Source organism: Mycoplasmopsis synoviae ATCC 25204 (assembly GCF_000969765.1).
Taxonomy (GTDB): Bacteria; Bacillota_I; Bacilli_A; order Mycoplasmatales; family Metamycoplasmataceae; genus Mycoplasmopsis; species Mycoplasmopsis synoviae.
The window spans coordinates 354789-367642 of record NZ_CP011096.1; the positions used below are offsets into that span (position 1 = coordinate 354789).

A 12854-nucleotide genomic window follows, 5' to 3' on the forward strand; every position below is an offset into this window, starting at 1 on the left:
AGAAAAACCTGAATTTCCAAGTTTGAAGCTCTTTTTTATACCTTTTACCTTATTACTTATATACATAGTATATAAGTACATTTTTTAATTATTTTAATTTTTTACAATGATTACAATGATAATAATGTATAATATAAATATGAGTAATTACATTTTGTATAAAAGAAAAAACCCAAAAGAAATTTACATTGCATTAGAAATATCAAAAGAATACGGTAAAGGGATTGGTAATTTAGTTGGATTAGGTTATTGAGAAGAAATTAAAGAAAAATATTCTCTACAAAATATCGATGATTTAAAACAAATTGCTAGATTGGTCCCTGTTGGAGAGAATAAAATTGAAGTTAAAACCAAATTTTTTCAATTGCTTAACCCGACATCTGTCGAAACAAATGTAAAAAACGTTGGTATTGAATTGATTTATAAAGTAATTAAAGAACTAGATTTATTTAAAGAATTACCGAAAACTAAACACAAATCTTTAGAAGAAGTATTGGAATTTATTGTTGCAACAAGAATAATTCAACCAAGAAGTTATATTTGTCAATACAAAAACAAAAATGACTTTTTACATAAGATAGATATAAAAAAATCTTCAATTTATAACTATTTCGATACTTTTTTAGAATATAAAAATGCAATTTTAGTCAATATTTATAACAAAATGCAAGAATTGACAACTAGAAACGCAAAATTAATGCATTTTGATAATACAACTATTTATTTTCAAAGTTTTTCAAGAGATGCTTTGAGACAAAGAGGTTTTTTCTAAAGATGGAAAGCATGATGAAGATCAAATTGTTGTGGTTATGGCAGTTGATAATAATGGCATTGCTTTTCACTATAAAGTTTTAAAAGGAAATACTACAGATTCTAAAACTCTTGTGAAATTTTTAATCGAAATGCAAAGAATTTACAAAACAAAAGACATAATAATTGTTGCTGATAAAACTATTAGTCAAAATGCGAATTTAAGATATTTAGAACAAAAAGGATATAAATATATACTTCAGAAACGTATTGATATTCTTGGAAAAGAAGATAAAGCATTTATAGTAAATAAACAAGGCTTTGTTCAAGAAAATGAGTATTTTACTAAATCTAGATTCGTTTAATCTATTTGAGCTAAAAACAAAAATAAAAAAAGAGATAGCGATACATTTAGAAAACAATTTGTCTATTTTAGCCCTTCAAAACAAACTTTAGACAAAATAAAAAGACAAAATCTTATTAATAAATTGAAAAAAAAGTCTATTAAAGGTGAATTGCCATTAAGTGCTTTGGCTTCTGAATATAAGAAAAAGTATATGGATGTAGATGGTAAAACAGTAGCAAGATTAAATATTGAAAAAATTAAAAAAGTGGTTAATGAAAATGGCTTTTATATAATTGAAACGAACATAACAAATTTAAATTCAAAAAAAGCCAATGAAATATATAATAGACAATGAAAAGTGGAAGAAAGTTTTAGAAGCTTAAAATCAGCAATCGAAGTTAGACCGATATGCGTTTATAAAAACGAGCATATTCAATCTCATGTATTTTTATGCTTTTTGTCTCTAATTGTTTTGAAATATTGCATTTATAAATTAAAGAAATTTTATAAAGATAATGCAGAGATCCAAAAACTGACAATGAATATGTTTATAGATACATTGAAACTTATAACAATCACAACAAAGACTGTCAATGTTAAGGTTGTAAGTGAAATCAAGAATAATTTAGACTCAGAATATAAGGAATTAAACAAAATATATAGTGATTTTCAATATGCCGTTGATGGTCTATCATTGTAATTTAAAAGCGCAAAAAACGAATACGCCTTATTTATAGGTGTATTCGTTTTTTCTTCATTACAACTTGGAAACGCAGGATAAAAAAAATAAACCCTTTATTATTTTGAGAATAAAAATTTCAAACAAAAAATGCACTAATTTAGGCGCATTTTTGTTTTGAATTTTGTTATATTATTTTGTTAATTTTATTGATTTTTACTGTTTTTTCTAGAGTTTTTTTAGCAGCAACTGGCTCCATGTTTAGAGCTTCTAAAATAGGAACTCCGACAATATCGTTATTTTGAATTCCAAGCGCATATCCGCTTTTGTTATCTAATAAAAATTCAACTGCTTTAAAACCAAGAAGTGAAGCTAATATTCTTTCTTGTGCTGTAGGGCTTCCACCTCTTTGAATGTGATTTAATGAATTAGCTCTTGTAGCTCATTTGGTTTTTTCTTCAACTAGCTTAGCAAGCTCGGTAATGTTATATCTTTTTTCAGAAACCATAATAATAACGCTACGACGATTTTTTTGCTTAGTTAGCTCTAAGGCTTGATTTGCGATTTCTTCTGGTGTTGGGGTATATGAACTAGTTGCAATAATTTCAGCTCCTGTTGCAATTCCTGAATAAAGCGCTAAATCACCACATTGATTTCCCATAACTTCAACAATCATAATTCTTTGATGACTATTAGCGGTGTCTCTAATTTTATCAACCGCTGAAACGATTGTATTAAGAGCGGTGTCATAGCCTATGGTAAAATCTGAGCTTTTAATATCGTTATCGATAGTTCCAGGAAGACCTATTGTTTTAACTCCTTCTTCATGAAGTTTTTGTGCTCCCATATATGAACCATCACCACCGATTACTATTAAAGCTTCAATGTTTTTAGTTTTTAAATTTTCAATAGCTTTAGCTCTTACTTCTTTGTCTTTAAATTCTGGATATCTAGCTGAATAAATAAAAGTTCCACCTCTAGAAATATAATCATTAATATTTAATTCACTAGCGCTTTGGATATTATTTTCTACAAGACCTTTATATCCTTCATAAACTACATAAGAATTAATATTATTAGCTTTAGCTGCTTTTACAATAGCAACCACAGCTGGATTCATTCCAGGAGAATCTCCTCCTGATGTTAAAATAGCAATATTTTTCATTATTTGTATATCTCCACTAAGTTTTTAAGTAAACAAACCACTGTTAAAGGCCCTACTCCTCCAGGAACTGGAGTTATAGCGCTGACCTTAGTTTTAACGCTTTCGTGATCGACATCACCAAAGATTACACTTGGATCATTTTGATCATAGTTAGTTCCTACATCAATTATAATTGCGCCTTGCTTGATGTTTTCGGCTTTGATGTATTTTGGAACTCCAATTGCAACTATAACTATATCAGCGCTAGCTACAAGTTTAATTGGTGTATTTTCATCAAAAGTAGAAACGCTAGCTCCTCTTCTTTTAAGAATATGAGCCACTGGCTTACCTACTAAATGGCTTCTTCCAACTACTGCTACTTTTTTCTTTTTGTAGTTAATTTCGTGATGCTCGATTAATTCTAAAACCGCTCTAGCAGCAGCTGGCACAAAGAATTTATCATCTGAATTTTTTTCGTTATATAAAATAAATTCATTACGATGTGATAGCCCATCGATATCTTTTTCATATGGCACGGCATCTAAAATTACTTCTTTAGGAAGATGCTTAGGAAGTGGAAGTTGAATTAAAATTCCATCTCAGTTTTCATTGATTTCATCCATTGCTAGAAGAAGTCTTTTTTGAGTTATGTTTTCATCGAATTTAAAACATTTAGCTTCTATTCCAATTTCTTTAGCTTTTTTAAGCTTTTGCTCAACATAGCGATTTGATTCCATTTTATCGCCAACTTGAATAATAGCTAGTTTAATAGGGCGATTTAAATTAAGCTCGTCAAGTTCTTTTTTTAATTGTTTTAAATCTTGTTCGGCTTTTTCTCTTCCACTTAATATTTTCATTTTAATTCCTCTAGATAAATTTGCAACTCTTGTTTATATCTTTGTAATTTATCTTCTTCTAATTTAATTTTTTCTTTAGGAGCTTTAGCTATAAAGTTTTGATTGCTTAAAATATTTTGCGCTCTTGTAATTTCACTTTGACAGAATGCTATTTTTTTCTCAAGCTCTTGCTTTTGTTTTTGTTTTTGCTCTTGAGATATTTCAATAAAAATTGAATTATTATCCAAAACTATTAAAAAGTCTTTATTTTTTTTATATTCACTATTAGTTAGCGATAAAAGAATATTTAGATTTTTCTTTGAAATTTTTTCTTTTAAACAAAGATAAAGCTTTTCTTTTTTAGAAATATTATTATCATCACGATATTTTCTAATTTTAGTAATAGCATCAATTAATAAATTAATCTCGCTGCTATCTTTAAATCTTTTAAACTTAGGCCAAGATTGTTCTAGTAGCTCTTCGTTGTAAAGTTTATTGAATAAATAATCACTGGTGAAAGGTAGAAACGGATGAAGCATAATTAAAATCTTTTTAAAAACATACATTGCTTCGTTTTTAATATTTAAGCTTTTAATTAATTCAATATATCAAGATGATAAATCAGTAAATATAAATTGATATATCTCTACGCCGATAATGCTAAAGTCATAAGTTTTAAATACTTTTTGAATTTGTTTATTTAAAGCAGAAAGCTTATTTAAAATTCATTTGCTTTGCTCGCTTAATTTAGAATATTTAGCTTCTAAATTATTATCAGGCATTGATGATATATATAAAGCAACGTTATAAAGCTTGTTAGATATCTTTCAAGCGCTTTTAATTTTTTCTTGGTTATATCTAATATCCATTCCTGGAGCAGTATTAGTTATTAAAAATCATCTTAGCGCGTCTGATCCATATTTTTCTACAACTTCAATTGGATCAATTCCGTTATTAAGAGATTTTGACATTTTTCTTCCGTCTTTATCTCTAATAAGCCCATGCATGAAGACTTCTTTAAATGGTCTTTGATTTGTGAATTCTAGTGATAAAAATATCATTCTAGAAATTCAAAAGAAAATTAAATCATATCCTGAAACCATAAGCGATGATGGATAATATCTTTTAAAAAATGCATCATCGTTTTCTCATTTAAAAAAGCTAAAAGCTGCAATTCCGCTAGAAAATCAAGTATCTAAAACATCGCTATCTTGAACTCAGCCCTGCCCAGGGCTTTCTGCTTGAACTTTCATCTTTCCATCTTTATATCAAGCTGGAATTTGATGTCCTCATCAAAGTTGTCTTGAAATGTTTCAATCATAGACATTATTCATTCATCTTTTTAGATTATTTTTATATCTATTAGGAAGGAATTTAATTTTTTCCTTTGATGATAGATTTTTTAAAATTAAATCTCTAAAGTGATCCATTTTAATAAATCACTGTGGCAGCATTAAAGTTTCTATAACGCTATTGCTTCTATCTGAATATGAAACATTTGAAATACTATCTTCAGCTTTTATCAGATAATTATTCTCCTCTAAAAACTGAGCCATTTTTTCTCTAGCTTCAAAACGTTCCATTTTATGTCACTGATAATCAGGAGCGTTGATATAACCATTTTTATCAATGGTTTCAATTACTTCTAGGCCTAGTTTTTCAATGATTTCAATGTCGGCTTCAGCGTGAGCTGAAAGCTTCATAAGGCCTGAACCAAATTTAATTTTAACGTATTCGTCAAAAATCAATGGCAGCCTTTTTTTAGTAATAGGATGAATTAAAAATTTATTCTTTAAATTTTTATAACGCTTATCTTTTGGATTAGCAACTACTGCAACGTCACTAAGCATGGTTTCAACTCTAGTGGTTGCTATAGTTAAATATTCGCTTGAATTTTCAAAAAAGTATTTAATGTAATACATTTTTTGAGGAGTTTCTTTGTTAATTACTTCAATGTTTGATATTGCAGTTTGAAGATTAATATCTCAAGAAACTGCTCTATTTTTTTTGTAGATATATCCGCGATTGTATAGCTCTACAAAAATTTTAATAACTTTTTCATTTACTTCTTTAGAAAGAGTAAAGGCTTCATTTGAATAATCTAAAGCTAACCCCAAAGTTTGTCATTGCTGCCTGAAAAGCTTTTCATGAATTTCTTTTCATTTTCAAACTTCAGCTAAAAATTTTTCTTTTCCTAGATCGTGGCGAGTTAATTTGCTTTGCTTGTAAAGTTCGCTTTCGACTTTTGATTGCGTTGCAATTCCGGCATGATCCATTCCAGGAAGTCATAAAACGTCATATCCTGAAAGTTTTTTAAATCTAATTATAGTATCGGGAATATAAGAATCTAATGCGTGCCCCAAGTGCAACTTACCAGTTACATTAGGGGGCGGAAGTAGTATTGAAAATGGTTTTTTATCTAAATTATGATCTATGAAATATTTTTTTTCTCTTCATTTAGATTCAATGCCATCTTCTACATTTTGGTGGTTGTAAATTTTTTGCATATTTAGCCGCCTTACTTAGTCTTAAATTATACCACAATTCCGCCTAATAATGCTGTTAAAATTAAATTTTTAATCTGCAAAATTTATTTTAATATATACTTTAGTTAACTTAAAAAGGAAGGCAAAATGTCAAGTTTAAAAGAAATTTCACAAAGACTCAAAAAATACATGTCACTTGAAGCTATTTCTCGTTATGAAGAAGAAGTAGTTACTGAATTAAAGAAAAATATGCCAAAAGAATTTAAAGTATCTAGAGATAATTTAGGTTCTGTTATTTTTTATAAAAAATCTAAAGTTAAAAACGCTCCAAAATTAATGATCGCAGCGCATATGGATGAAGTCGGATACCTTGTTAGAAGCGTTGAAGAAAACGGAAATGTTTTAGTTAAAACTGTAGGTGGAGTATGACCTAACGTAGTGATCGGAACCAAAGCTAAGCTTAAAGCTAATTCAAATGGAAAAGTTTATACTGGAATTTTCGGTCACACTAGCATTCATATTTTAGAAAGAGAAAAATTCACAAAAGCTATTTTAGAAAAAGAGCTTTTTGTAGACTTTGGTTTTACTTCTAAAAAACAAGTAGAAGAAGCCGGAATAGAAATTGGAGATCCAATTTATCTATCAGGAGAATATCTAGAATTTCCAAATGATTTAGTAGCTGGAAAAGCTATGGATAATAGAGCAGGAGTTACCGCTCTAGAACTTGTTGGAAAAGCGCTAGCTAAAGCTAATTTAAATTGTGATTTATATTTAGTAGGAACCGCTCAAGAAGAAGTCGGAACTAGAGGAGCTAAAACTTCAGTTACTTTAATTAATCCAGACGTGGCTATAGCTCTTGATACCGGAGCGGCTCACGATAGCTTTGGAGCTCCTAAAGGAACTCCATCACTAGGAAAAGGAGTAGCGCTACTAGTTCAAGATGGTGGAACTCTCCCTGATACAAATTTACTAAGACAACTAATGCAAGTTGCTAAAAAACATAAACTGCTTGCTTATAAATACATCGCAGAAGGTGGAGGAACTGACGCTGCCGAGCTTCAATACGCTCAAGGAGGGGCGGCAACTATTACTACCTCTATTCCTCAAAGATACTTGCATTCACCTCTAGGAATGGCATCTCTAGTTGATATCAAACACACCGTTGATCTATTAGTTAAATACGCGGAAAGTTTTTCTGATAAGCACTTAAAAGAATTTAAATTTAAATAATAATATATTATAAAATATAGCAAATGAAAAAACTTGAATATTTATTAACTTTGCAAGCTAGCTTTATGCTACTTGCACTTAAAGCTAAAAACTACCACTGAAATGTTTCAGGAGAACACTTCTTTGAAACCCATGAAGAGCTTGACACCTTCTTCGATGGTTGCCAAGAGCAAATGGATGCGGTAGCTGAAAAAGTTGTTATGTTTGACGGCCTAGCTTTAGGATCATACAGTGAAGCTAGCAAAGCATCACTAATTAAAGAAGTTAAAGCTAAAAACTTTACTTCTAAAGATGCTTTTGTAGAACTTTCAAAAGACTTAGAAAAACTTTTAGATTTTGTATCTAAATTAAAAAGCGTTGACTTTAGAGTTCAACCTGTTCTTGATGAAGTAGTTTTATTTTGTCATGAATGAGCTTGAAAATTCAAAAAAGCTTCTAAATAAGCAAAATAAGAGAAAAAGTCTGTTTTATTTTAAATGGACTTTTTTTATTTGCTTTTTGCTTAATGTATATATAATTAAATATAAATTATGAACATAGATAAAATTAAATTAATAAATTACATCAAAGCTAGAAAAAATGTCTCTTTTATTGAACTTGCAAATTATTTAAAAATAAATCGCAAGGACAATAAAGAATTTAGTGCTTACTTAGTAAGCCTAATTAAAAGAAATGAAATTTTTAAAACCTTTGATTCTAATTATTACGTTCCAGAGTTTTTAAGAAAACAAAGTGGAATTATCAAAGTAGCTTCTAAAAAACAATTTGCCTTTTTAGAATTTGAAAACGAGGCCCAAGAAAAAGAAAGTGTTTTTGTTAAATTCCAAGATTTAAATTCAGCGCTTAATAACGATGAAGTAATTGCTTCAATTTACAAAGACCATAACGAAAAAAATCCAACAAGGCAGCTGCTTGCAGTAGTTGATGAAATAGTTCAAAGAAATAATCAAAAAATAATTGGCTTTATCAAAAAAGATAAAAACACCATCTTTTTTGCGCCAGCAGATGGTTGCTTTGATAAAGTAAAATTTGAACTTTTAAATTTATCATCTAAAGTTAAAATCAATGACTGCGTATTATGTGAAATTAAAAAATATGACAAAAACCTAGTATCACTTGAAATTAAAAAAGTAATCACCAATACCAGTGATCCGAATGTATTTGTTAAAGCTTATTTAGAATCTACTAATATCGATTTAGAATTTAGCGCTGAAACTTTAGCTGAATCAAAATTAATTCCGCAAGAAGTTGATTTAAATATTAAAGAAAAATTTCAAAGAAAAAATTTAACTAGTGAACTAATAGTTACAATCGACGGTGAAAGCACCAAAGACTTTGATGATGCTATTAATGTTAAAAAACTAGAAAACGGAAACTTTTTATTATCTGTTCATATTGCCGATGTGGCCCATTACGTTAAAGAAAAAACAAATCTAGATTCAGAAGCGCTCAAAAGAGGAACTAGCATTTATATCGCCAATGGCGTTATTCCAATGCTTCCTAGCGAACTTTCTAATGGAATATGTTCTATTAATCCAAATGTCGATAGATTTGCATTAAGCTGTGACATTGAAATCGATCAGCACGGAAATAACGTAAATTATAAAATTTATAAATCAGTTATTAATTCTAAGTTTAGATTAACTTATAAACAAGTACAAGCTTTTTTTGATAAAGATAATAACTTTTTATCTTTAGAACAAAAAAAATCTTCTTATGTTAAAGAGTTAGAAACAATGCTAACTAATGCTTATGAGTTAAGCCTTATTCTTCATAAATATAAAGAAGCTCAAGGTTATGTTGACTTTGAAATTCCAGAACCTAAAATTTTCCTAAATGAAGATGGAACTGTAAAGGAAATTAAAATTCACAAAAGAGTTTATAGCGAAATTTTAATAGAAGATTTCATGGTTAGAACCAATGAAGTTGTCGCTAAATATCTTAGTGATTTAAAAATGCCGGTTTTATATAGAATTCATGAAAATCCATCAGAAGAAAAACTTCAAAGCCTTAAAACTAATTTAACGGCTTTAGGAATTAATATTAAAAATATTAATTCTATTACAAGCTCAGCTAATGATTTTTCAAAGTTTGTTCATCAAACAAGAAACCAAAGAAATGATTACTTTATAAATTTATTATTTTTAAGAACAATGCAAAAAGCAATTTATTCTTTAAATAATATCGGTCACTTTGGTCTAGCTTCTGAATTTTATTGTCATTTTACTTCTCCGATTAGAAGATATCCAGATCTTTTAGTGCATAGAATTTTAACTATGCATCTTGAAGGAAAATCTAGCCAAGAGATTTTAAATCACTTTGATTCTAAGCTTGGTAGCTATGCTCAGCTGAATTCAAATTCTGAGCAAAAAGCAGTAGAAATCGAAAGAAAAGTTAATGATTTAAAATTTGCTGAATTTTTAAAATTCCAAACAGGACAAAAATTCAAAGCTCAAATTGTATCGGTTTTAAATTTTGGAATTTTTGTTGAATTTGAATTTGGTGGATCAGGACTAATTCACAAAAGCAATTTCTTTGATGGAAGCTATGAATCCAATGAAATGCTTACCGTTTTTGCGAGTGAAACTAAAAGCTATAAAATCGGCGAATATGTTGATGTGGTAATAATTGCAACTGATTTACTTGAAGGTAAAATTGACTGCGTGTTAGAGAGTCAATATGATGCTTATAAATTAAATTTAACTAGAAAACATGAAAAACCAAGAAATTCTAAATAAACCTGAAGTTAAAAAAAATTCACTAGGTTTTGACTCTAATTTATATGTCTACCAAGATAAAACTATGTTTAATTATTCAGTTGATACAATATTGCTTGGTAACTTTATTAATTTAACTAATAAAACAAAGTCGGCATTAGAGATCGGAACCAATAACGGTGCGCTTTCTATTTTTGTAGCTTCTAGAAGTAAAAAATTGAAAATAGATGCTTTAGAAATTCAAGCAAAAGCGCTAGAACTAGCAGAAATTAATGTTAAGTTAAATAATTTAGAAAATCAAATAAATTTAATTCATGGTAACTTTAATGATTTTTATAAAAATCATTGCAATAAAACTCTTCCAAAATATGATGTAATTTTTTGCAATCCTCCTTTTTATATTTACGAAAAACAAAAAGTAAAAAAAGAAATCACAAAGGAGAAATTAATTGCAAACTACGAAGTAAAATTAAATTTAGAGCAAATAATTGCAGGATCAGCTAAAATAATTCAGCAAAAAGGCGAGCTTTCAATAGTGCTACCTATCGAGCGCTTAGTTGATTTATTTACTACTTTAAGAAAATATAATTTTGAACCTAAAAAGGTACAATTTGTATATACTAGAAAATCGGCCCGTGCTAAATTCGTGCTATGCAATGCTAAATTTAATTCGCCGTACTTCACAGAATTTCTACCAGCATTATTTTTACATGCTGACGACGAGCAAAACCATGAATATCTTCCTGAAATAAAGCAAATATATAAACCCATTAAAATTGATAATTAAAATGAAAAAAAACTTTTATATTACAACTCCAATTTATTATGCATCTGGTAATTTGCATATTGGTCATTTATATACAACCACACTAGCTTGAGTTATTAGAAATTACCAAAAACTTTTAGGTAATGAAACTAAGTTTTTAACCGGTAGCGATGAGCACGGAAGTAAAATCGCACAAAAAGCTAAAGAAAATAATTTAAGTGAAATTGAATTTGTAAATAGCGTAGCTGCTAAATTCAAAGAGCTTTGAAATAGCTACGATATTAACTATGATATTTTTATAAGAACTACTTCTGAAAATCACAAAAAAACAGCTCAAAAAATCTTTTCTTATTTTTATAAAAATAACTATATTTATAAAAATAATTACACCGGGTTATATTCAGTTTCTGCTGAAGAATTTTTTACCAAATCGCAAGCGCTAGAAAAAAATGGTAAGTATTACCATCCAGTATCACATGATGAATTAATTGAAGTTTCAGAAGAAAGCTACTTTTTTAAAATGAGCGAGTTTTCTCCGTGACTAAAAAAATATTTTGCAGAAAATTCTAATTTTTTATTTCCTAAAAAAATAGAAAATGAAATTCTAAATAATTTCATTAAAAATGGGCTTCAAGATTTATCGGTAACTAGAACAAATGTATCTTGAGCTATTCCTATTAAAGAAGATTTAAATCATACTCTCTACGTTTGAGTTGATGCGCTTTCAAATTACATAAGTGCATTGGGATATAATCCAGAATTAGACTACGATTCTCAAAGTGAAGACTTCAAAAACTTTTGAGAAAATCCTAATTCAAAAGTGGTTCATTTAATCGGAAAAGAAATTGCAAGATTTCACATGATTTACTGACCTATATTTTTAAAAGCACTTAATTTAAAGCAGCCTACAAATATAGTAGCCCATGGTTGAATCTTAGCTAGCGATGGAAAAATGTCAAAATCTAAAGGTAATGTTGTAGATCCTAATGAACTTCTTTTAAAATTTGACAAAGAACAAATAAAATACTTTTTAGCTAGTCAAATTCCAATGGGTAACGATGGAGTTTTTGATGAAAAGCTATTAGTTGATTCAATTAATGCAAATATTATTAATAACTATGGAAATTTAATTTCTAGAAGCCTTAAAATGTATGCAAATAGTTTTAGCGTTCCATTAAAATACAGCAAAAATACAGAAAAAGATTTCTTAGAAATCGAAGAAAAAATTTTAAAATCAAAAGTTGATTTTAAAAAGCATATGGATTTATATTTTGTTGATAAAGCTTTTGAAGTAGCAAGAGAACTGGCATCTGATTTAAATAAATTTATCGACATTAAAATGCCTTGAACTCTTAAAGATAATTTAAAAGAACTTGAAAAAATACTTATTGTTTTATTTAATGGAATTTATGCGCTATCATGTTATTATTCAATTGTCTTTAAAAATAAAACAAAAGAAGTAGCAGAAGTTTTAAAAGTAACTCATTTTGATTTAGAAAAAATTGATGATTTTTCTAAATTTAATGAAACTATTTTCCCTGATAAATATATTTTATATAACCGTTTAAAAAAGGATTAATATGATTTTTATAAAAGCAACTCTTTACAAAGTAGCATCAGAAAAAATTAAAGGTTTTATTGACTATTTATATGTTTTTGTTAAAAAAGCTCAAATGCAAGAATTAAATTTAAGCTTTGAATATGCAATTACCAAAAAAGATCAAGAAGTAGTTAGCGTGCTTTTAGTTCAAAGATGAACAAATAAACAAGCTTATGAAGCTTTTGTAACAAAAGAAGAATTTAAAAAAGAATTTTTTACGCTAAAATCTTTTGCCAAGGAAACTTCTCTTGTTTTTGAAGTAACAACCGCGAAATAAAAATGTCAAGATGTTTGACATTT

9 protein-coding genes and 1 pseudogene are annotated in these 12854 nt (G+C 28.3%); 7 read left to right on the forward strand and 3 right to left on the reverse strand.

Features of this window, described 5'->3' with window-relative positions; all coding sequences use genetic code 4:
• Nucleotides 1–106 precede the first annotated feature (106 nt).
• Nucleotides 107–1796 (forward strand): annotated as a pseudogene (locus VY93_RS04000) (IS1634 family transposase).
• A 166-nt stretch (nucleotides 1797–1962) separates the two neighbouring features.
• Here VY93_RS04000 and pfkA read toward each other — a convergent pair.
• The 3 genes from pfkA to VY93_RS01630 are packed head-to-tail and all read right to left on the reverse strand — an operon-like array spanning nucleotide 1963 to nucleotide 6262.
• The gene (gene pfkA / locus VY93_RS01620) at nucleotides 1963–2940 is read right to left on the reverse strand and encodes a 6-phosphofructokinase (protein WP_020002964.1); all 978 of its coding nucleotides are present in this window, start codon (nucleotides 2938–2940) and stop codon (nucleotides 1963–1965) included.
• The gene (locus VY93_RS01625; protein ID WP_020002963.1) at nucleotides 2940–3776 is read right to left on the reverse strand and encodes a bifunctional 5,10-methylenetetrahydrofolate dehydrogenase/5,10-methenyltetrahydrofolate cyclohydrolase; all 837 of its coding nucleotides are present in this window, start codon (nucleotides 3774–3776) and stop codon (nucleotides 2940–2942) included. The genes pfkA and VY93_RS01625 overlap by 1 nt, the downstream gene beginning before the upstream one ends.
• On the reverse strand, nucleotides 3764–6262 hold the full coding sequence (locus VY93_RS01630; protein WP_020002962.1) for a valine--tRNA ligase: 2499 nt from the start codon (nucleotides 6260–6262) through the stop codon (nucleotides 3764–3766). The genes VY93_RS01625 and VY93_RS01630 overlap by 13 nt, the downstream gene beginning before the upstream one ends.
• 126 nt (nucleotides 6263–6388) lie before the next feature.
• On the opposite strand from VY93_RS01630, the gene VY93_RS01635 reads away from it, so the two are divergent.
• The 6 genes from VY93_RS01635 to VY93_RS01660 all read left to right on the forward strand — a co-directional run bounded on the left by VY93_RS01635 (nucleotide 6389) and on the right by VY93_RS01660 (nucleotide 12831).
• Nucleotides 6389–7471, forward strand: coding sequence for a M42 family metallopeptidase (locus tag VY93_RS01635; protein WP_020002961.1), 1083 nt, complete (start codon nucleotides 6389–6391; stop codon nucleotides 7469–7471).
• Between the two features lie 23 nt (nucleotides 7472–7494).
• Nucleotides 7495–7914: a Dps family protein gene (locus VY93_RS01640; RefSeq protein ID WP_020002960.1), complete on the forward strand. Its 420-nt coding sequence runs from the start codon at nucleotides 7495–7497 to the stop codon at nucleotides 7912–7914.
• Nucleotides 7915–8001: 87 nt separating this feature from the next.
• Nucleotides 8002–10209: a ribonuclease R gene (rnr, locus tag VY93_RS01645; RefSeq protein ID WP_020002959.1), complete on the forward strand. Its 2208-nt coding sequence runs from the start codon at nucleotides 8002–8004 to the stop codon at nucleotides 10207–10209.
• Nucleotides 10184–10975 carry a tRNA1(Val) (adenine(37)-N6)-methyltransferase gene (locus tag VY93_RS01650; protein WP_020002958.1) on the forward strand — a complete coding sequence of 264 codons (792 nt, stop codon included), beginning with the start codon at nucleotides 10184–10186 and terminating at the stop codon, nucleotides 10973–10975. Before rnr ends, VY93_RS01650 begins: the two co-directional genes overlap by 26 nt.
• 1 nt (nucleotide 10976) lies before the next feature.
• Nucleotides 10977–12533 (forward strand): methionine--tRNA ligase, encoded by a 1557-nt coding sequence (metG, locus tag VY93_RS01655; RefSeq protein WP_020002957.1) that lies wholly within the window; start codon nucleotides 10977–10979, stop codon nucleotides 12531–12533.
• Nucleotide 12534: 1 nt separating this feature from the next.
• Nucleotides 12535–12831, forward strand: coding sequence for an antibiotic biosynthesis monooxygenase family protein (locus VY93_RS01660; RefSeq protein WP_020002956.1), 297 nt, complete (start codon nucleotides 12535–12537; stop codon nucleotides 12829–12831).
• The last annotated feature ends 23 nt before the right edge of the window (nucleotides 12832–12854 follow it).